Origin of the sequence: Acinetobacter puyangensis, from assembly GCF_900096995.1 — a bacterium.
In the GTDB taxonomy this organism is placed as follows: Bacteria; Pseudomonadota; Gammaproteobacteria; order Pseudomonadales; family Moraxellaceae; genus Acinetobacter; species Acinetobacter puyangensis.
The window spans coordinates 136,485-156,006 of the sequence record NZ_OANT01000007.1 but is presented as its reverse complement, the minus strand read 5'-3'; the positions used below and the strand labels follow the sequence as shown (position 1 = coordinate 156,006).

Annotated in this window: 20 protein-coding genes and 1 riboswitch; of the genes, 12 read left to right on the top strand and 8 right to left on the bottom strand. The window is 40.5% G+C overall.

Annotation, left to right across the window (positions count from 1 at the left end; all coding sequences use genetic code 11):
- Positions 1–155: 155 nt before the first annotated feature.
- Together dnaK and grpE are read right to left on the bottom strand one after the other, a co-directional pair.
- The gene (gene dnaK / locus CRO21_RS13255; RefSeq protein WP_097079791.1) at positions 156–2,102 is read right to left on the bottom strand and encodes a molecular chaperone DnaK; all 1,947 of its coding nucleotides are present in this window, start codon (positions 2,100–2,102) and stop codon (positions 156–158) included.
- Between the two features lie 158 nt (positions 2,103–2,260).
- Positions 2,261–2,812: a nucleotide exchange factor GrpE gene (gene grpE / locus CRO21_RS13250; protein WP_097079790.1), complete on the bottom strand. Its 552-nt coding sequence runs from the start codon at positions 2,810–2,812 to the stop codon at positions 2,261–2,263.
- 330 nt (positions 2,813–3,142) lie between these two features.
- Between grpE and CRO21_RS13245 the strand changes: the two genes are divergently transcribed.
- A complete protein-coding gene (locus CRO21_RS13245) occupies positions 3,143–3,772 on the top strand; it encodes a DUF4230 domain-containing protein (protein ID WP_097079789.1) in 630 nt (209 codons plus the stop codon).
- A 53-nt stretch (positions 3,773–3,825) separates the two neighbouring features.
- On the opposite strand, the gene CRO21_RS13240 is transcribed toward CRO21_RS13245, so the two are convergent.
- Positions 3,826–4,698 carry a LysR family transcriptional regulator gene (locus CRO21_RS13240; RefSeq protein ID WP_097079788.1) on the bottom strand — a complete coding sequence of 291 codons (873 nt, stop codon included), beginning with the start codon at positions 4,696–4,698 and terminating at the stop codon, positions 3,826–3,828.
- A gap of 120 nt (positions 4,699–4,818) precedes the next feature.
- On the opposite strand from CRO21_RS13240, the gene CRO21_RS13235 reads away from it, so the two are divergent.
- Together CRO21_RS13235 and CRO21_RS13230 are read left to right on the top strand one after the other, a co-directional pair.
- Positions 4,819–5,679, top strand: coding sequence for an MBL fold metallo-hydrolase (locus CRO21_RS13235; RefSeq protein WP_097079787.1), 861 nt, complete (start codon positions 4,819–4,821; stop codon positions 5,677–5,679).
- Between the two features lie 3 nt (positions 5,680–5,682).
- The gene (locus CRO21_RS13230; protein ID WP_097079786.1) at positions 5,683–6,021 is read left to right on the top strand and encodes a hypothetical protein; all 339 of its coding nucleotides are present in this window, start codon (positions 5,683–5,685) and stop codon (positions 6,019–6,021) included.
- Between the two features lie 160 nt (positions 6,022–6,181).
- Here CRO21_RS13230 and rph read toward each other — a convergent pair whose 3' ends face one another.
- From rph to CRO21_RS13210, 4 genes are all read right to left on the bottom strand, one after another.
- The gene (gene rph, locus CRO21_RS13225; RefSeq protein ID WP_097079785.1) at positions 6,182–6,898 is read right to left on the bottom strand and encodes a ribonuclease PH; all 717 of its coding nucleotides are present in this window, start codon (positions 6,896–6,898) and stop codon (positions 6,182–6,184) included.
- 71 nt (positions 6,899–6,969) lie between these two features.
- A complete protein-coding gene (locus CRO21_RS13220) occupies positions 6,970–7,542 on the bottom strand; it encodes a YqiA/YcfP family alpha/beta fold hydrolase (RefSeq protein WP_097079784.1) in 573 nt (190 codons plus the stop codon).
- 121 nt (positions 7,543–7,663) lie between these two features.
- On the bottom strand, positions 7,664–8,812 hold the full coding sequence (locus CRO21_RS13215) for a fatty acid desaturase family protein (protein ID WP_097079783.1): 1,149 nt from the start codon (positions 8,810–8,812) through the stop codon (positions 7,664–7,666).
- A 31-nt stretch (positions 8,813–8,843) separates the two neighbouring features.
- Entirely contained in the window at positions 8,844–9,872 is a 1,029-nt protein-coding gene (locus CRO21_RS13210) for a flavin reductase family protein (protein ID WP_097079782.1), read from the bottom strand.
- 180 nt (positions 9,873–10,052) lie between these two features.
- Here CRO21_RS13210 and CRO21_RS13205 point away from each other — a divergent pair, with 180 nt between their 5' ends.
- Positions 10,053–10,691 (top strand): TetR family transcriptional regulator, encoded by a 639-nt coding sequence (locus CRO21_RS13205; protein ID WP_097079781.1) that lies wholly within the window; start codon positions 10,053–10,055, stop codon positions 10,689–10,691.
- A 40-nt stretch (positions 10,692–10,731) separates the two neighbouring features.
- Here CRO21_RS13205 and CRO21_RS13200 read toward each other — a convergent pair whose 3' ends face one another.
- Positions 10,732–11,364 carry a thiol:disulfide interchange protein DsbA/DsbL gene (locus tag CRO21_RS13200; protein ID WP_097079780.1) on the bottom strand — a complete coding sequence of 211 codons (633 nt, stop codon included), beginning with the start codon at positions 11,362–11,364 and terminating at the stop codon, positions 10,732–10,734.
- A 205-nt stretch (positions 11,365–11,569) separates the two neighbouring features.
- Here CRO21_RS13200 and ubiG point away from each other — a divergent pair, with 205 nt between their 5' ends.
- From ubiG to gluQRS, 8 genes are all read left to right on the top strand, one after another.
- Entirely contained in the window at positions 11,570–12,286 is a 717-nt protein-coding gene (gene ubiG / locus CRO21_RS13195; protein WP_097079779.1) for a bifunctional 2-polyprenyl-6-hydroxyphenol methylase/3-demethylubiquinol 3-O-methyltransferase UbiG, read from the top strand.
- Complete coding sequence (locus tag CRO21_RS13190; RefSeq protein ID WP_097079812.1) at positions 12,286–12,951, top strand: HAD family hydrolase; 666 nt, start codon at positions 12,286–12,288, stop codon at positions 12,949–12,951. Before ubiG ends, CRO21_RS13190 begins: the two co-directional genes overlap by 1 nt.
- A gap of 83 nt (positions 12,952–13,034) precedes the next feature.
- Entirely contained in the window at positions 13,035–13,784 is a 750-nt protein-coding gene (locus tag CRO21_RS13185) for a YciK family oxidoreductase (protein WP_097079778.1), read from the top strand.
- Between the two features lie 171 nt (positions 13,785–13,955).
- A riboswitch (TPP riboswitch) is annotated at positions 13,956–14,083 on the top strand.
- A gap of 90 nt (positions 14,084–14,173) precedes the next feature.
- Positions 14,174–16,072 carry a phosphomethylpyrimidine synthase ThiC gene (gene thiC / locus CRO21_RS13180; protein ID WP_097079777.1) on the top strand — a complete coding sequence of 633 codons (1,899 nt, stop codon included), beginning with the start codon at positions 14,174–14,176 and terminating at the stop codon, positions 16,070–16,072.
- Positions 16,073–16,144: 72 nt separating this feature from the next.
- Positions 16,145–16,771 carry an NUDIX domain-containing protein gene (locus CRO21_RS13175; protein WP_097079776.1) on the top strand — a complete coding sequence of 209 codons (627 nt, stop codon included), beginning with the start codon at positions 16,145–16,147 and terminating at the stop codon, positions 16,769–16,771.
- A 13-nt stretch (positions 16,772–16,784) separates the two neighbouring features.
- Positions 16,785–17,606, top strand: a complete 822-nt coding sequence (gene cpdA / locus CRO21_RS13170; protein WP_097079775.1) for a 3',5'-cyclic-AMP phosphodiesterase — start codon at positions 16,785–16,787, stop codon at positions 17,604–17,606.
- A gap of 225 nt (positions 17,607–17,831) precedes the next feature.
- Positions 17,832–18,359 carry an RNA polymerase-binding protein DksA gene (gene dksA, locus CRO21_RS13165; RefSeq protein ID WP_097079774.1) on the top strand — a complete coding sequence of 176 codons (528 nt, stop codon included), beginning with the start codon at positions 17,832–17,834 and terminating at the stop codon, positions 18,357–18,359.
- Positions 18,360–18,364: 5 nt separating this feature from the next.
- On the top strand, positions 18,365–19,501 hold the full coding sequence (gluQRS, locus tag CRO21_RS13160; RefSeq protein ID WP_097079773.1) for a tRNA glutamyl-Q(34) synthetase GluQRS: 1,137 nt from the start codon (positions 18,365–18,367) through the stop codon (positions 19,499–19,501).
- The last annotated feature ends 21 nt before the right edge of the window (positions 19,502–19,522 follow it).

Genomic DNA, 19,522 nt, shown 5'->3' with positions numbered 1-19,522 from the left:
ATGCTTTGAACCTATTCTAAGCCTTAGGTGGCTTTAGGTTCAAGTAAGATGCTTTGGCTAGACATTCAAACATCCTTTCTACAACCGCAAAAATTTTGACTTATAAAAAAACCGCCTAGATTACTCTAAGCGGTCTTTTTGATTAAAGTGACAAATTATTTTTTGTCATCTTTAACTTCTGTAAATTCTGCATCAACCACGCCATCATCAGCTTTTTGCTGTTGTTGACCAGCATCCTGATTAAATGCATTCGGATCAAAATCCTGTGCACCACCTGCTGCACCCTGTGCTTGTTCATACGCACGTTGGGTAATTGGCAACAAGATATTTTGCAAGCTTTCAGTTTTTGCTTTGATCGCATCAACATCATTTTCTTTGGTTGCTGCTTCAAGCTCTGATACAGCAGTTTCAACCGCAGTTTTTTCATCAGCAGTGACTTTATCACCCAAATCTTTAACTGCTTTGGTTGCGCTGGATACTAAGGCATCTGCTTCGTTACGGGCTTTAGCCAGTTCTTCAAACTTACGATCTTCTTCTGCATTCGCTTCTGCATCTTTAATCATTGCATCGATCTCGGCATCAGACAAACCAGAGTTTGCTTTAATCTGAATAGATTGCTCTTTACCAGTGCTTTTATCTTTTGCAGATACTTTCAAGATACCATCGGCATTGATGTCAAATGATACTTCAATTTGTGGTACGCCACGTGGTGCTGGTGGAATATCGCCTAATTGGAAGTTGCCCAACAATTTGTTTTGTTGTGCCATTTTACGCTCACCTTGATAAACAGAAATGTCTACCGCAGGTTGGTTATCGGCCGCTGTCGAGAAAACCTGTGATTTTTTCGCAGGAATTGTAGTGTTTTTCTCGATGATTGGTGTTAATACACCGCCCATAGTTTCGATACCCAAAGTTAATGGGGTAACGTCCAGCAACAATACGTCGTTTTTATCACCTGACAATACTGCACCCTGAATCGCAGCACCAATCGCTACAGCTTCATCTGGGTTTACATCTTTACGTGGTTCTTTACCGAAAAATTCTTGTACTTTTTGTTGTACAAGTGGCATACGGGATTGACCACCTACCAAAATCACGTCAGAGATGTCAGAAGTCGAAAGACCAGCATCTTTTAATGCAATTTTACATGGCTCAATGGTACGAGCAACCAAGTCTGCAACCAAACCTTCCAATTTTGCACGAGTCACATTGATTACCAAGTGTTTTGGACCAGTTGCATCGGCAGTGATATATGGCAGGTTAATTTCAGTTGCATTAGAAGAAGACAATTCAATTTTGGCTTTCTCTGCTGCTTCTTTTAGACGTTGTAATGCCAGTGGATCATTTTTCAGGTTAACACTTTGTTCTTTTTTGAACTCTTCAACCAGAAATTCAATTAATGCATTATCAAAGTCTTCACCACCAAGGAAGGTATCACCGTTAGTCGATAACACTTCGATTTGTTGGTCGCCATCAAGGTCGGCAATTTCAATGATGGATACGTCAAATGTACCACCACCCAAGTCATAGACTGCGATTTTACGGTCGCCTTCTTTCTTGTCCATACCAAATGCAAGTGCCGCAGCAGTCGGTTCGTTAATGATACGTTTTACATCAAGACCTGCAATTTTACCGGCATCTTTAGTCGCTTGACGTTGTGCATCATTAAAATAAGCAGGTACAGTAATGACCGCTTCTGTCACTGTTTCACCCAGATAATCTTCTGCTGTTTTTTTCATTTTTTTCAAAATTTCAGCGGAGATCTGTTGTGGTGCCAGTTTTTTGTCGTTTACTTCAACCCACGCATCACCATTATCTGCTTTAATAATTTTATACGGAACCAGACCAATGTCTTTTTGTACCGCAGCATCATCATAGCGACGACCAATTAAACGCTTGATTGCGAATAATGTATTTTTCGGGTTAGTCACTGCTTGACGTTTTGCAGATTGACCAACCAGAATTTCGCCATCTTTATAAGCAATAATCGACGGCGTAGTACGTGTGCCTTCTGCATTTTCAATTACTTTTACTTTATCGCCTTCTAGTACAGCAACACATGAGTTTGTTGTACCTAAATCAATACCAATAATTTTAGCCATTATATATTTTCCTCAAAAATCTTTTTTAATCCCTCTCATCTCCCCTTTAACAAAGGGGACTACAAGGGGATTTGCTTGTTATCCAATATGAGAGCAGTTCAGTTTTTTTCAAGTCATCTACTTAAAAAAAAACTCAATACTCTCGCAATTCTTTTGACCTATTGCCCAACGGTGACCATGGCAGGGCGTAATAAACGACCTGATAAGGTATAACCTTTTTGCAATACGTTACCGATTTCACCTGCTTTGGCACTCGGATCAATACCTACAGCCTGATGTAAATCCGCATTAAAACCATTTACCGTATCTACTGCGACCACTTCATGTTTTTCTAAAGTGGTGATCAGTGATTTCAGGGTCAATTCCACACCTTCAAGCAAAGGTGACTTTTCCTCACCTGCTGCCTGAATGGCACGCTCAAGATTATCAACAGAATCCAGTAGACCTTTGGCAAACTTTTCCAGCGCAAATTTTTTCGCAGCTTCAGCTTCACGTTCCAGCCGTTCTTTTACTTTGCCTGCTTCATAAATTGCATTGGCAGCTCTTGCCTTTTCAAGTTTTAAGCTTTCTTCAAGTTTTACAATCTGGGCCTTTAAATCCTCGACACTCTCTTCTGTAATATTTTCTGTACTTTCATGTTGAGCTTGCTCAGCGTTTTCTACCTGCTCTTGTGCAAGTTCTTGAGCGTTTTCATTTTGCTCGTTTGCCATTGATGATCTCCGTTTATTAAAAAAGTCAAACATGTGCAGTACCTTTTTTATGGGCATTAGACAAATTCATGATGCCGAACTGCCATGATGAATAATGTTGATCGATTGTTTTAGGAAATATGGGCTTAAGCTAAAATTTCAAGGTATTTTTTTGTCTTTTAGCGTTTTAAAAGAAATTTATAAGCAAATGATGACGCTTTTGTGAATAAATCATAAATCCATCCGGAATGATCTCAGTATTAACGTTATTTTAATCACATTAATACGCTATAATAAGAACAAATCGCCTTATTACCAAGATGATGCAATATTGTTTAGGGAATTTTTATAATGTCTCTCGCTCCAGAAGCTTCACGTCCGTGGTTTAAATGGTTAATTGTCATTATTGTGATCAGTCTTATATCGGCTTTTGCAGCAATCAAATGGTATCAAAAGCAACAACCCGATATTCAGGTCATGACCAGTGATGGTGTATTGCAGCATATTCAACATCTCAATAATCTGGAAACTGTCGCATTCCATATTGATACCGTGGTCACCAGTACCCGTGAAGGCTCATGGAACCGACTGTGGCAAGATCAGCAAAAAGGGCTTTTTCTTGCCAGTGGTCGTGTGGTTGCCGGCTTAAATCTGTCTAAACTCACACCCGAAAATGTAACTGTTTCCAAAGATGGCAAAGCCATACATATCAAACTTCCCCCCGTTGAAATCCTCTCCAGTAGTCTGGATAAAACAGAAGTTTATGACATCAGAACAGGTTTATTTGGTTTGATGGATATTGATCCGCAATTATTAAGTCTTGCCCAGACCGCAGCTCGCAATAAAATTATTCAAACAGCCTGCCAATCCGGAATTTTAGAAATTGCTAATGGCAATGCGCAAAAACAAATTGAATCTTTATTTACCCTAACACAAGCACAAATTACCGTAGAAAGTGCACCCGTACCGAAATGTGCCTAGTTTATGCAATTTTTTGACTTAAGCGACAACTCAACAAAAGATGATGAGTCGCCTTACCGGAAAGATTGCTTAACAAAAGCAATGAATAACTGAATAATGTTAGGTAAATGCAAGCGTGATGGATAGAGCAGACACAACTCATAATCCGGTGCATGATATTCAGCGAATACCTGAATCAATGTACCTTGTTCTAGATCTTGGGCAATTAAATCGCTAGGTAACATCGCAATTCCTTGTCCTGATAGACAAAGTTGATAAAGTGTCATCACCTCATTACTACTATAGGCAGTTTGCAGCATATAATTTTGCGGTTGTTGCTGTGAGGTCAATAGCCAAGTATGTTGACGTGCAATCGCTGAATGAACCAGACAAGGCAGATCATTCAATTGTTGCGGATGATGCACAGCATTATGTTGCAAAAATTCTGGTGAGGCGCATAACACCGAGGCAATATCCTTTAAAGGAAAAGCAATTAAACCTTCGGCAAATTTCTGGCTAATACGAAAAGCCAAATCAATACGATGATCATACAGATCAACGATTTCTTCTGTGATCAGTAGGTCTATACGTATCTGGGGATATTGTTGCCGAAACTGAATCAGTATCTGTTTAAAATAAATATCAAATAGAAATTGTCCCATGGTCAGGCGAATCGTGCCTTGCAACTGATGCTCGCTTGATAGCGCATATAGCTCCTGCTGCTGGCGCAACATGGCACGACAATGGATTAAAGCCTGTTCTCCTGCAAGAGTAAGCGTCACCTTACGGGTATTGCGCTGTAATAATCGCACGGCAAAACGCTGTTCCAGATATTCAACGTATCTGGACACCATTGCCCGTGATAAATTCAAATGTTCGGCGGCCTGCGTAAAACTTTCACGTTCTGCAACTTCAATAAAAACCTGTATTGCTTTAATCGTGTCCATTTCTATTGCCATTGTTTCATTTTATGCAACAGTTTATCGCACAATTCAGGCTATATCATGGTATAGAACTACGATAAATTAAAAAAATTAAAGTTTTTTTATTTATTCGAGCACTATGTCATGAAACGATTATTTCCCAAAGTTGTACTCATTACTGCACTGGTAGGACTTTCAAACCTTGCTATGGCACAACCCTTATCATTAAAAACCCATCTGGCTGAACCACAAAACTTTGGTGTTACATCGACACTGATTGAGGGTGAAAAAGATGTGATTTTAGTCAATGCACAATTTAGCCGTTCAGAAGCATTACGTGTTGTTGCCGATATTCTGGACAGCGGTAAAAATCTTAAAACAATCTTTATCAGTTTTGGCGACCCAGATTATTATTTTGGCCTTCAAACACTTAAAACCTACTTCCCACAAGTAGAAGTAATTGCCACACCACAAACAGTCAAACACATTGCAGCCACACAGGAATTAAAACTCAAATACTGGGCACCCAAATTTGGACGCAATGCGCCAACTGCAACCTATCTCCCCAAAGCTTATACTGCAAAACATCTGACACTTGATGGTCAGGATATCGAAATTAAAGGTCAGAATGAACATACCTTTCTCTGGATTCCCAGCATCAAAGCCGTAGTCGGTGGCAATTTGGTTAGCTCTGGCATACATGTGTGGACCGCAGATACCCCACAACCAAAAGACCGCCAACAAGTGATTGCCAGTTTAAACGAAATTAAAGCACTACATCCAGAACAGGTGATTCCTGCGCATATGCAAGAGAATGCACCAACTGGAATTGCCGCTGTAGATTTTACTGTAAGCTACCTCAAACAGTATGAAAAAGCGGTCAGCGCTAGTCAAAATTCGCAACAATTGATTGATCGCATGAAAAATCAATATCCACAATTTAAAGATACAAGTAGCCTTGAGCTTGGCGCAAAAGTGGTAAAATCCGAAATCGCATGGCCTTAATAAATGGCTAAAATAAAAAAAATATCCCACAATAACTTAGACCTATTGTGGGATATTAAAATCATTCATAAAACTACCATTCTAGCATCACTTGAACAAGGCCATTATTTTTTAAATTTTAGCGGAGGGAAATATTCTGAAAAATGCGATTTAAACAAGAGTGCGGAAACCACGCAAAGAATAGCCACAATAAGAAATAAAATATCTTGTGAAACAAAGGAAATTATCAGGCAAACGAAAGCAATAATAAAAAATATTACATATATGGAGAGCAAAATAATTTCAATAAAGGACATATCAAATCCTCGCAATACCTTCTTAAGATTATCCTGTAGAGTTTAGATTTGAATCAATAGAGGAATGGAAAATTTTGTACGCCTTATGTAATTAATAATTATTCTCTTTTAGAGATAAGCTTATCAATTCCTGTTTATTGTTTTAACTCTATCATAAAAAGAGCTACCCATTGAGGCAGCTCTAATCAGGCATTTAACCGTATTTATTACCAGCCCAAAGCCTTTTGCTGCTCAACAATCAGTTGCTTAATTCCCTCTTCTGCCAATGCCAGCATTTGATTGGCTTGATCACGCGTAAACGGTTTTTCTTCGGCAGTGCCTTGAATCTCAATAAACTCGCCAGATTGTGTCATCACCACATTTAAATCGGTTTCACAATTTGAATCTTCTTCATAGCATAGATCAAGTAAAGCTTCGCCTTCGAAAACACCCACAGACACGGCTGCAACTAAGCCTTTTAAAGGATCATGTTTAATTTTCTTTTGCTCAAGCAGTACATTCATTGCATCGATCAATGCCACTGCCGCACCTGTGATTGATGCAGTACGTGTACCACCATCTGCCTGAATCACATCACAGTCAATGGTAATGGTATTTTCACCCAGTTTCTTTAAATCGACCATGGCACGTAGGCTACGACCGATCAAACGTTGAATCTCCTGTGTACGACCACTTTGTTTGCCACGAGCAGCTTCACGGTCAGAACGGGTATGGGTTGAACGTGGCAACATGCCGTATTCAGCAGTCACCCAGCCTTGTCCCTTGCCTTTTAAAAAACGTGGTACGCTATTATCAATACTGGCTGTACACAATACTTTGGTATGACCAAATTCGACTAACACCGAGCCTTCTGCATAACGTGTATAGTTACGAGTAATTTTGACTGGACGTAATTGGTTTAAAGCTCTTTGGTCGATACGCATAAAAATCCTGTTGGGGGGAATAAGTCTAAGGCGGCTAGTATAGCAAATGCTGCTGTAATGGGAAAAACCATTTATAGCGCTTGATGCCACGTCCGAATCAAGTCTGCATAAGGCTGTAAATTGGCAAAACGATGATCTTCTCTCTCATCCAACAGGATATTGGTGCCCTGTAATAACTGCGCTGCAATACGATAATCTAGCACTTCATCATGGGTAGCCAAAAGCATCAACACGCTGGATTTGTCCAGCTTTTGTAGATTTTCTGGTTGAATTTGTTTTAATAACTGCGTTAATTCATCAATCTGACGTTCACCCCATTCAAATGTTTGACCATCCGAGCGTTGTACTGTGCCAATATATTTCTGTAAGGTCATAGGTGACTGTAATGCAGGATTGATCAGAATCAGGTTAACCGGATATTTCAAGGCTAAAAGTAATGCATAAAAGCCACCTAAAGAACTACCAATGACTGTTTTAATCTGTTGCTGCTCTACCAATTGACTTAACATCTGTACATCCTGTAAAGGTTGATGAGAAAGGTCTGGTGTAAAAATGTGATCATCAAAGATTGCTTTTAATTGCAATGATTTCACACCCTGACCGATCGAAGCAAAACCATGAATAAACAATATATTTTTTGACATATCTCAATTTAAAACAATACAGAATTTGCTCTAGTGTAAAACCAGAACAAAAAAAGGGCTAGTCGTTTGACTAACCCTGCGCAAGAGAAAAAGAAAGAATTATGATTCTGCTAAAAATAAATTAAGCAAAAAATCCTGTCATTTTATGTTTGAGCTTCGCAGCAATACGTTCACGATCATGGCGTTGTGGTAAAGATAATTTCGCCAAACCCATCCATACCGTCGCAAACTGTTTAGTAAAACTGGCACTGTTATAATTTATGCCATATTCTTCACAAATCGCTCTGACTTTGGGTGCAATGTCCTGATAACGATTGGCAGGCATATCAGGGAATAAATGATGCTCAATCTGATGACTTAAATTACCACTTAAAAAGTGCAGTGTCTTGCCACCTGTAAAATTACTGGAACCACGAATCTGACGTAAATAAAACTGCGCTCGTGTTTCTGTCGCAGTATTGTCTGGCTGAAAATTTTCCGCATCTTCGGTAAAGTGTCCATTAAAGATCACTGCTGATGACCATAAATTACGAATAATATTGGCTGTAAAATTGCCTGCAAACACGGGAATAAAATTAATCGTTGAAATCGCTGGGAAAAATACATAATCTTTTGCCAACTGACGGGTAATTTTTTTACGTGCTTTTTGCGAATCTATCCACACTTGTTTCCACGATTTAGTTTTATATATGACTGCATCTTCCAAATGTAAACTCTGGATACCCACATACCATTCAAAAAATAACATCAATTGGGCTGCTAAAGGAAGATTAAATAAAAAGCGTAATTCCCAAGGCTGCTCTGCACTAACCCGTAAAATGCCATAACCCACATCATGATCCTGTCCAATAATATTGGTATAGGTATGATGGAGATAATTATGCGTGTAACGCCAGTCTTCACCTGTACAGACATTATCCCAGTCATAATCATTACCACGTAAGCTGTCATCATTGAGCCAATCATATTGCCCATGCATCACATTATGTGCCAATTCCATATTTTCAACGATCTTGGATACACCTAACATCCCTGTAGCGACCAACCAAACAGGAGGAATCCAGCCAGCAAACATCAACATACCACGTGATGCAATTTCAGTATAACGGACAAAATCACGGACTTTATAAATATATCTGGCATCTTTTTCGCCTAGATCATTCATGACCTCCAGACGAATGGCTTCAATTTTTGCACCAAATTCTTCAATCTGTGCGGGCGTTAAATACTTCGATTTGCTATTTAACGGGAATTTTACGGCTGTATTCATGGTCATTTCCTCTATTTATTTTTATGACGACTTAAAGATCAATCACGACAGGGCTGATTGCCTGACTGATACATAATTTAATCGGACGATTGTCTTCCGATTCAATTTCACCTGTTAGAATATTTTTCGTTACACCACTGACTTTGGTACAGGTACAGGTATTACAAATCCCCATACGACAACCATGTGAGGGTTTTAAGCCAGCCTGTTCGGCACTGATCAATAAGGTTTGTGTCGCAATAAAATCCCTTTGTGAGCGACGAAACGTAATCGGTTGCTCCGTTGCATTTTCATCTACTGTGGGCTGAAAATATTCGGTATGTAATAAATTTTGCTTTTGATGATCGGCATACAGTTGTTTTGCTGCTTGCATTAAGGGACTTGCACCGCACACATAAGCATTATACTGTTGCCAATCTGGACAAAACGCATTGATTAGGTTTTCATCAAAGTGTTGCTTCTGTGTAGTGGTATCAATTAACAGATATTGAAGTTGTGGATATTGTGCAGCAAGTTTTTCAATTTCCGCATGATAAATAGGATGGCGGTTAAAATAGAGTACATAAACTTGCTGTAAATTTTGCTTTAACGCTTGCTTGAGCATGGCATAAATCGCAGTAATACCACTACCTGATGCGATGAATAATGCAGGTGCTGTACCTTGATGTAAAACAAAATCGCCCTGTACCTGAGAGAGTTCAACAATTAAATTTTGGTGGGGCTGAGTCAAAAATTTTGACACCTGACCTTGTCTCTTGATTCCCAGCACCACTTGACCTTGATCGGTAATCTCGACAATGGAATAACTGCGTTGATGAAATACACCAGCAATTTGTATTGTGACCAGAACCGATTGCCCTGCCTGCCAAATCTTGTTAAATTTACTGTTCGGTTGTAAATGCACTTGATACATATCTTCGCTAAGTTGCTTATATTCAACAACTTCTGCTTTGACTTTATTTATACTCCATAAAGGATTTACTTTTTCCAATATGAAATCTATGAAATCGGCTTTTACCCACTGAGGTTGATAGTGGGATTGGTATGTCGTTGCATTCATAACGTTCCTCTGTTAATGCTGATTTTTGTTTGAGTGAACAATCGTTCTTTTAGTGAACATATGTACACTATATTTGAGTTTTATTTCTGAGTCAACAAGTGTTCACTCAATCTGCAATTTTTTTGTCATGCTGATCAAAAATTTTGTTAGACTTACTTTTCTTCTTTTTTAGGTATTGCCATGTCCATACGTGATGAACGTAAACAACAAAGTCGACAAGCTTTATTGGATGCTGCACTCAAACTCAGTACATCTGGACGTTCATTCAGCACCATCAGTTTGCGTGAAATCGCACGGGAAGTTGGACTGGTACCTACAGCGTTTTATCGCCATTTCGAAGATATGGAAAAACTTGCAGAATCGTTGGTGGCGCAAGTTTCTGAGCGTTTACATGAGGTGATTCTGCAATTACGTCAGGGCTATCTCAGCCATGAAAATGCCAAAACACAAACCAGTATTAAATTATTTTTTCGTGCCGTAGATCAAAGCCCACAGGACTGGATTTTTTTGATTGCCGAACGCTGGGGTGGATCTGCAACCATTCGCCATGAAATCACCAAGGAAATTGATATCCTGATTAATGATCTCTCCAAAGATTTAAATGAAAACAATCGTTTCAAACATGTAGAAAGTGCTGATGATCTATATGTGATGTCATCAATTTTAATTAATTTATCTTTTACTTGGGCAATGACTTGGCTTGACCTGAATACGCGTTATTCCGGTGGTGAGTTGATTGATATGCAACAACAATATATCGAACAGGTATCGACCCAGGTAAGACTATTATTCAGAGGGATTGCCAACTGGCAAGGTTAAAAAACCGATCAAAAACTTGACCGGTTTTTATGTTATTTAATCATGAAGCTTTCTTCAGCGTTTTTCTTTCTTTTTCAATTAGATAATTTACAACATTAACCACATGCTGGTCTTCACCCTGCACTACATATTTGCCATTCACCACAACTGCCGGTACGCCTGTCAACTGATACTGAATCGCCAGATTTTTAGCCTGATTTACTTTTCCAGTAATGGCAAATGAATTAAATAACTGATTAAACTGTCCTTCGCTGGCACCGTATTTGGTATAGAACTGAGCCAAAGATTTTTGATCGAAAATTTGTTGGCCATTTTTATTAATCGCATCAAACAATGGGATATGCGCTTTTTTACGTATGCCTAGAGCCTCTGATACATAATAACCACGTGCATTTTGTTCCCAGACTGGATTCATCGCTGCCGGAGTACGGATAAAATTGACATCTTTGGGTAACTGACGCAACCACGCTTGCATATAAGGTTCTAATTTGAAGCAATGAGGGCAACCGTACCAGAAGAATTCGCGAACTTCTATTTTACCGGGAACATCAACCTTTCCAGGTTTTGCGATGACTTGATAATCCTTGCCCTGTACAAATTGGTCTGCTGCCAATGTCATACCTGAAATACTCATCACCGCAGCTGACATAACACCAAGCACTAATTTTTTCATTACAGCGTGTGTCCTTTTTATCCGTTTATTCAAATAAAGCAATATAATGCAAATTTAATCAAATAAATATAGAGTAAATATACACACAGCGTTTTATTGTGTGAAGATTTTTTGTCGCTTTCTCGCTTTTTTTCATTTTAACGCTAAACTAAGCAGATAAGTTTTTGATGATTTATAACTTTTAATTTTTAATAGGTATGCTGCCATGACTACGCTCAATGTCGATCCGCAGGAAATTGCAAAATTTGAAGCTCTCGCAGACAAATGGTGGGATCAAACATCTGAGTTTCGTCCATTACATCAGATCAATCCCTTACGTTTAAACTGGATTGATGAAAAATCTGGCGGATTAGCAGGCAAAAAAGTATTAGATGTCGGTTGTGGCGGGGGGATTCTGGCAGAAAGTATGGCCTATCGTGCGCAAAGTGTTTTAGGCATTGATATGGGTGAAGCTCCACTTGCGGTTGCACGTATACACGCAGCCCAAGCCGATGTTAAAAACATTGAATATCGTCAGATTCCAGTCGAACAACTGGCACAGGAACAGGCCGGACAATATGATGTGGTCACCTGTATGGAAATGCTGGAACACGTGCCAGATCCGGCCTCCATCGTTAAAGCCTGTTATGATCTGGTTAAACCGGGTGGTGACGTATTTTTCTCCACCATTAACCGCAATCCGAAATCCTATCTTTTTGCCATTATCGGTGCCGAGTATCTGTTACGACTTTTACCCAAAGGTACACATGATTATCATAAATTTATTCGTCCCTCCGAACTGGCAGCAGCTATTCGACAATCAGGCTTACAATTAAAAGCCATGACAGGATTACATTATAATCCGTTGACCAAACATTATTGGCTAGCACCCAATGTTGATGTCAATTATATGGTGCATACCGTAAAGGCGAATCACACATGATCAAAGCGGTTTTATTTGATCTTGATGGCACATTAATTGATACAGCAGCCGATTTTATTCGTATCATTCAATTGATGTGTAAGGAAAAAGGCTGTGATATTGTCGATGCCCAGACCATTCGGACGCAGGTTTCCGAAGGTGCGCGTGCCATGGTCAAACTGGTGTATCCGGAACTGGCCATTGATGATCCTATTTTTCTTGATCATCGACAAAAATTTCTTGACCAATACGGTGCTGATATTGCTGTCGATACAGCCCTTTTTGCGGGCATGGATGACATCCTAAAAGATCTGGAATCTCGTCAGATTCCATGGGGAATTGTCACCAACAAACCGCGCTGGCTGAGCGAAGCGCTACTGAAAGCCCTAGATCTCACTCAACGCTGTGCTGTGCTGGTTTGCCCTGAAGATGTTAAACACACCAAACCCGATCCGGAACCGATGTTACTGGCTGCCTCACAGCTAAATATTGCACCAGAACAAATCATTTATATTGGTGATCATCCAAGGGATATACTGGCCGGTAAACATGCTCATATGCCAACCGTGCTTGCTGCTTATGGTTATTTACCACCAGAGTCTGCACATGATCTTGCGGCCTGGGGTGCAGATTATATTGTAGAAGATGTGCAAAAATTACAGAAATTGATTACAAAGCTATTGTAATCACTGACAAAATATTTTTGACTTTGACCTTCAGACAAGCATAATCTATCTAGAATAACAGCAACAATATTAGAGGTCACAGCATGAATTTTAAAGAATATCACCCTGCGCCAGATTTGCTCAAAGACCGTGTCATTTTAGTAACAGGAAGCGGTGATGGAATTGGTCGTGCTGCTGCTATTAACTTTGCCTTGCACGGTGCAACGGTGGTCTTACACGGTCGTACCCTCACCAAACTGGAAGTGATTTATGATGAAATCGAATCACTCGGCGCACCGCAACCAGCAATTTTACCTTTACAATTATCCAGTGCATCGGCTCGTGACTATGAATTATTAGTCGATACGCTAGAACAGCAATTTGGTCGTCTGGATGGTATTTTGCATAATGCCGGTATTCTGGGTGAACGCGTTGCCCTCGCCAATTATCCGGTTGAGGTCTGGGATGAGGTGATGGATGTGAATTTACGAGCACCTTTTGCTCTGACTCAAGCCTTATTACCTTTATTACAGCGCTCTAAAAATGCCTCCGTCGTCTTTGCCAGTAGCGGGGTCGGTCGTGATGCCCGTGCGCTATGGGGTGCTTACTCTATTTCCAAATTTGGTGTAGAAGCATTAAGTAAAATTTTTGCAGCAGAAATGACTGAACATCAGAATATCCGTTTTAACTGCATTAATCCGGAGGCAACCCGTACCGCCATGCGCGCCAAAGCCTATCCGCAGGAAGATCCCAAAACCCTACCGACACCAGATGATATCATGCCTGCCTATTTGTATTTAATGGGTGATGACAGTACGGGTATTTCCGGACAAACCTTTGATGCACAAGGCTAAGTCTATAGTTTAAAATGATAATTTAAAGTTTATCTCGCTACGTAGGTCATGTACCTACGTTTTTTATGACGATGGATAATACCCTTTAAATTTTTATTCGAATTACACTTTTAAGACTTTTAGCGTATAGCCTGACCCTATCTTTCTTTAAAAAATCTGTTAATCTTTAAACATCGCTTGACGGAGCGCAGTTAACACACTGCTGAGATCGCATAAGTTACCTTTTGAGGAACTTGAATGTGAGTACCGTTGAACCTGATCAGGTTAAGACCTGCGTAGGAATCAAGCCATCTAAAAACGTATGTTTTTTATCCCGTTCAGGATAAAACCCTCACCATTGTTTTTGGTCGTGCTTGATTCGTTAATGTCCAGTCATAAGGAATATGAGCATGAACCAATTGACGAATCTTCATTCTTCACAATCCACGTCACAAAATCCAGCCGATGTTGCCGCACAACATGAGCAAGATGCAAAAGATCTGACTCGTATTCTGCCTGCATCCAGCAAAATCTATGTACAAGGCTCTCGCCCTGATATTCAGGTACCTTTTCGAGAAATTAGCTTGACCGATACACCCACCGGTCTAGGCGGTGAGCAAAATCTGCCCTTACGCGTCTACGATACTTCTGGTGTCTATACCGACCCAAATATCAGTATAGACCTCAACAAAGGTCTGCCTTCCATTCGCAGCGGATGGATTGAAGAACGTCAGGATACCGAAAAACTGGACAGTTTAAGTTCAGCATTTGGACAAGAACGACTTAAGGATATTCGCACCGCTGACATTCGTTTTGTCCATATTCAAAATCCACGCAAAGCCAAAGCCGGCAAAAATGTCACGCAAATGCATTATGCCAAACAAGGCATCATTACACCGGAAATGGAATACATTGCCATTCGTGAGAATCAGCGGCAACGTGAAAGTGTCGATATGCGCCAGCATGCCGGACAGAATTTTGGTGCTCAAAATTTAAGAGAAATTACCCCGGAATTTGTGCGTCAGGAAGTGGCCGCAGGACGTGCCATTATTCCAGCCAACATCAATCATCCCGAAATAGAACCGATGATCATCGGACGTAATTTCTTGGTCAAGATTAATGCCAATATCGGTAATTCTGCGCTTGGCTCGTCGATTGATGAAGAAGTGGCAAAAATGACATGGGCAACCCGCTGGGGTGCCGATACCATCATGGATTTATCCACCGGTAAAAATATCCACGAAACTCGGGAATGGATTATCCGTAACTCCCCTGTGCCGATTGGTACGGTTCCGATTTATCAGGCACTGGAAAAAGTCGACGGTGTCGCCGAAGATTTAACTTGGGAAATCTTTAAAGACACCCTGATCGAACAAGCCGAACAAGGCGTGGATTATTTTACCATTCATGCTGGGGTATTATTACGTTATGTACCTTTAACCGCAGGACGCTTAACCGGCATTGTTTCCCGTGGTGGCTCCATCATGGCGCAGTGGTGTCTGGCACATCATCAGGAAAATTTCCTGTACACGCATTTTGATGAAATTTGTGAAATCATGAAAGCCTATGACGTATCCTTTAGTCTAGGTGATGGTCTGCGTCCCGGCTGTATTCAGGATGCCAATGATGAAGCACAATTCAGCGAACTTAAAACATTGGGTGAACTGACCCATAAAGCCTGGCAACATAATGTGCAAGTCATGATTGAAGGGCCTGGTCATGTACCAATGCATATGATCAAGGAAAATATGGATTTACAGCTTGAAGTCTGTAAAGAAGCACCTTTTTATACATTGGGTCCATTAACCACTGATATTGCACCAGGCTATGATCATATTACCTCGGCAATCGGCGCTGCCATGATTGGTTGGTATGGTACAGCCATGTTGTGTTATGTCACGCCAAAAGAACATCTGGGCTTACCCAATAAAAAGGATGTCAAGGACGGCATTATCACCTATAAGATTGCTGCCCATGCCGCAGATCTCGCCAAAGGACATCCCGGCGCACAGGCACGGGACAATGCTTTATCCAAAGCCCGTTTTGAATTCCGTTGGGAAGATCAATTTAATCTAGCGCTGGACCCAGATACCGCCCGTAGCATGCATGATGAAACCATGCCGAAAGAAGCGCATAAGTCGGCACATTTCTGCTCGATGTGTGGTCCAAAATTTTGTTCGATGAAAATCACGCAAAATGTTCGGGACTATGCCGCAGCGCAACAAAATCAACCAACGCCGGAAGATGGCATGAAGCACATGCAGGAAGAATACCGCCGCCAAGGTAATTCTTTATATCAAAAAGTTTGAATTTTCCATGAAATCAGCGCAAAATATGGCATATTAGGGGAAATAAACAGCAACTTTTGATAGTATAAAATAATGTGTGATGATTCGATTTATAAACCACAATTTTCCAATCAAGATGTAGAAATTCTACAGCAACAAACATTGTACCAAGGGTTTGTTCAAGTCGAATCGATCACACTTCGCCATCGCCTTTTTGCCACCAGACAATTTGGTGCCAAAATTCATCGTGAAATCGTTCGTCGCCGTGAGGCTGCGGGCGTTTTTGTACATGATCCTCATTTAAAAAAATTCTTACTGATTGAACAGTTCCGTGCCGGCGCCATGAATCTGGCAGATACTCCATGGCAACTGGAGATTATTGCCGGACTGATTGATCCCGGTGAAGATGCTGAAACCTGCCTAAAACGTGAGGCTTTAGAAGAAGCGGGTTGCCAGATTGAACAATTACAATTTGTTTCTCGTTATCATCCATCAACCGGTGCCAGTGATGAAATTTTTAATTTCTATGTAGCCACTGCGGATTTAAGCCATTGTGGTGGTATTCATGGTGAAGCCTCGGAAAATGAAGACATCAAAGTACATCTCTTCGATTATGAACAACTCGAAGCTTTATATCAGCAGGGTTATTTTCGTAATGCACCACTGATCATTGCCATGCAATGGTTCCAATTATTTCTTATTCAACACGAAAAGACTTAAGGGGATTTTATAGATGCCTTTACATCTCGATATTATTCCCCAGCCTCCTCACGATGAACACCCCATTCGATTATTGCAATTAAGTGATCCACACTTATTAGAAAATAAGCAGGATTTTTTTGCAGGGATTCAACCTTTTAAATCATTACAAATGGTGATTGAACATAGCAAACGCCATCTGCCTTTTGACTGCATCCTTTCGACAGGCGATATTGCACAACAGCCATCGCAACAAACGTATCAAGACTATCTCGATGAAGTCGCCACATATGATTTACCACATTACTGGATCCGTGGTAATCATGATGATAATGGTAATTTTCCGGCTCAATCGCCATCTGAAGAACCCGAAATCATTCTAATCGGCAAATGGTGCATCATCATGCTCAACAGTCAGAAACATGGCTGTGTGTCGGGTGAAATTTCACCAATACAACTGGCGCATTTGTCCCAATTACTGCATCAATATCACGATTATTTTACTGTGCTTGCCTTGCATCACAATACCTTTCCCGTTGGCTGTAAATGGCTGGATCAACATGGTTTACAAAATCAACAGGCTTTTCTGGAGTGTATTGAGGATCAGCAACAAGTGAAAATCGTCTTGTCAGGTCATGTTCATCAAGACTTTCTCTACCAGCATCGGCATATCGACTTTTTATCCTGTCCGTCCACCTGCATCCAATTTAAACCACAAAGTGAAGAATTTTGTCTGGATAGCCAACCGCCTGGTTATCGGATTCTGGAACTGTACGCAAATGGCAACTACGACACAAAAATCTTACGATTGTCTGAAAATATTGGTGAAATCGATTATAAATTATGTGAATATTAGGGCGTGTGAAAATTTCATTTGTTTTGATGAAGATTTAACACACCCTAGAATAAGGTTTAAAAATCTTGCAACGATTGTTCACGATTTAATACTATCATCTTGGCATAAAAGCCTATATGATGTGCCACCCTAGGGGAAATGATGCAAGTTTCTTATGTTAATTAACTTGCTTGTAAACCCCCAACTTTTGCGTATAGATAACTTGTACGATGAGGAATGCCCTATATGGCGAATCAAAACGAAACACCTATAGATGATGTGAAAGACGTGGCGACAACAGAAAAGCCAGCAGTAAAACGTACGCGCAAACCCAAAACAAAAACTGAAATGGGTACCACTGCAAGCTTGTTTGGATTTGCCCCCTATCAAGAAAAGAAAAATGAAGAATATATGTCCGAAGGGCAGCTTGAGCATTTTCGCAAAATTCTTGAAGCGTGGAAAGCCGAACTCATGTCTGAAGTCGATCGTACATTATCGTCCATGCAGGATGAATCTTCTGCCTTACCCGATGTCAATGACCGCGCGACACAGGAAGAAGAATTTGCCATCGAATTACGTACCCGTGATCGTGAACGCAAACTGATCCGTAAAATTGAGCAGTCTTTACAAGCCATTAAAGATGAAGATTATGGCTATTGTGAAACCTGTGGTATCGAGATTGGCTTACGTCGTTTAGAAGCTCGCCCGACTGCCACCTTATGTATCGATTGCAAAACACTTGCAGAGATCAAAGAGAAACAAAATAACGGCTAAACACCATGCCTAAAAAGCATCTTCCAACAGCGGGGCAAGACTCCGCTGTTTTGTTTGATCATCTTCCAGAAAAGCATAACAACTCTCTTTCCCAGCAGAAAGATGATGCTTTGCTTCATCGCTATTGCACAATCGATGAAACGCCAGATACCTTGCCAGAAAAGCATAGCTTTACTCTTGCGCAACGGCGAAACAATGTTTCGCTTAACCATTCTTGCGCAACGAATGAAACAGTGTTTCCTCGTTCTTGCGCAACTAATGAAACAGTGTTTCCTCGTTGCTCATACATTGGAAGGTTTGCACCATCACCTACCGGCCCTTTACATTTTGGCTCATTAATTACTGCATTTGCCAGTTATTGCGAGGCAAAATCACATGGTGGCAAATGGTTGGTACGGATTGAAGATACCGATATTCCACGTATTTATCCGCACAGTGAAAGCCATATTCTGGCTTGTCTTGAAGCATTTCATTTTGAATCTGACGCACCAATTCTATTTCAAAAAGAACGTCTCGAAATTTATGAAGATGTATTGTCACAACTGCAACAAAATGATTTGATTTATGCCTGTCAGTGTACCCGCAAAATTTTGGGCAGTAATGCCATTTATAGCGGCACATGTCGTAACTTAAAACTGCCTTTTGCACATCAGGCTATTCGTCTTAAAGTAGCTGATCAAGACATCTGTTTTGAAGATCCATTACAAGGGCGACATTGTAGTAATTTACAACAGGATTTAGGCGATTTTATTTTAAAACGGCGTGATGGCATTATCAGTTATCAATTGGCTGTCGTGGTTGATGATTATTTACAGGGCGTTACCCATGTGGTGCGCGGTGCAGATCTACTGGATAATACCGCACGCCAAATCTGGCTTGGACAATGTCTACATTATCCTGCCTTACACTATATGCACCTACCACTCGCCATGAATAGCCAAGGCCAAAAACTGTCAAAACAAAACCTTGCCCAAGCATTAGACATCAAACAAGCCCCTGTTCTACTCGCTCAGGCTGCTCAGGCATTACAGCAACCCACACTGGATCTTGATCACCCTGAAATCATGTTAAAACAGGCTGTACAACAATGGAATCGTGATTTAATTCCCAAGCAACAGCACCTCACTGGAAACTACCAATAAAAGCGCAATAAAAAGCAGACC

Bases quoted from the DNA above. Each gene is read 5' to 3' on its own strand.
- dnaK (WP_097079791.1), bottom strand. From the start codon at position 2,102: ATGGCTAAAATTATTGGTATTGATTTAGGTACAACAAACTCATGTGTT.
- grpE (WP_097079790.1), bottom strand. From the start codon at position 2,812: ATGGCAAACGAGCAAAATGAAAACGCTCAAGAACTTGCACAAGAGCAG.
- CRO21_RS13245 (WP_097079789.1), top strand. From the start codon at position 3,143: ATGTCTCTCGCTCCAGAAGCTTCACGTCCGTGGTTTAAATGGTTAATT.
- CRO21_RS13240 (WP_097079788.1), bottom strand. From the start codon at position 4,698: ATGGACACGATTAAAGCAATACAGGTTTTTATTGAAGTTGCAGAACGT.
- CRO21_RS13235 (WP_097079787.1), top strand. From the start codon at position 4,819: ATGAAACGATTATTTCCCAAAGTTGTACTCATTACTGCACTGGTAGGA.
- CRO21_RS13230 (WP_097079786.1), top strand. From the start codon at position 5,683: ATGGCTAAAATAAAAAAAATATCCCACAATAACTTAGACCTATTGTGG.
- rph (WP_097079785.1), bottom strand. From the start codon at position 6,898: ATGCGTATCGACCAAAGAGCTTTAAACCAATTACGTCCAGTCAAAATT.
- CRO21_RS13220 (WP_097079784.1), bottom strand. From the start codon at position 7,542: ATGTCAAAAAATATATTGTTTATTCATGGTTTTGCTTCGATCGGTCAG.
- CRO21_RS13215 (WP_097079783.1), bottom strand. From the start codon at position 8,812: ATGAATACAGCCGTAAAATTCCCGTTAAATAGCAAATCGAAGTATTTA.
- CRO21_RS13210 (WP_097079782.1), bottom strand. From the start codon at position 9,872: ATGAATGCAACGACATACCAATCCCACTATCAACCTCAGTGGGTAAAA.
- CRO21_RS13205 (WP_097079781.1), top strand. From the start codon at position 10,053: ATGTCCATACGTGATGAACGTAAACAACAAAGTCGACAAGCTTTATTG.
- CRO21_RS13200 (WP_097079780.1), bottom strand. From the start codon at position 11,364: ATGAAAAAATTAGTGCTTGGTGTTATGTCAGCTGCGGTGATGAGTATT.
- ubiG (WP_097079779.1), top strand. From the start codon at position 11,570: ATGACTACGCTCAATGTCGATCCGCAGGAAATTGCAAAATTTGAAGCT.
- CRO21_RS13185 (WP_097079778.1), top strand. From the start codon at position 13,035: ATGAATTTTAAAGAATATCACCCTGCGCCAGATTTGCTCAAAGACCGT.
- thiC (WP_097079777.1), top strand. From the start codon at position 14,174: ATGAACCAATTGACGAATCTTCATTCTTCACAATCCACGTCACAAAAT.
- CRO21_RS13175 (WP_097079776.1), top strand. From the start codon at position 16,145: ATGTGTGATGATTCGATTTATAAACCACAATTTTCCAATCAAGATGTA.
- cpdA (WP_097079775.1), top strand. From the start codon at position 16,785: ATGCCTTTACATCTCGATATTATTCCCCAGCCTCCTCACGATGAACAC.
- dksA (WP_097079774.1), top strand. From the start codon at position 17,832: ATGGCGAATCAAAACGAAACACCTATAGATGATGTGAAAGACGTGGCG.
- gluQRS (WP_097079773.1), top strand. From the start codon at position 18,365: ATGCCTAAAAAGCATCTTCCAACAGCGGGGCAAGACTCCGCTGTTTTG.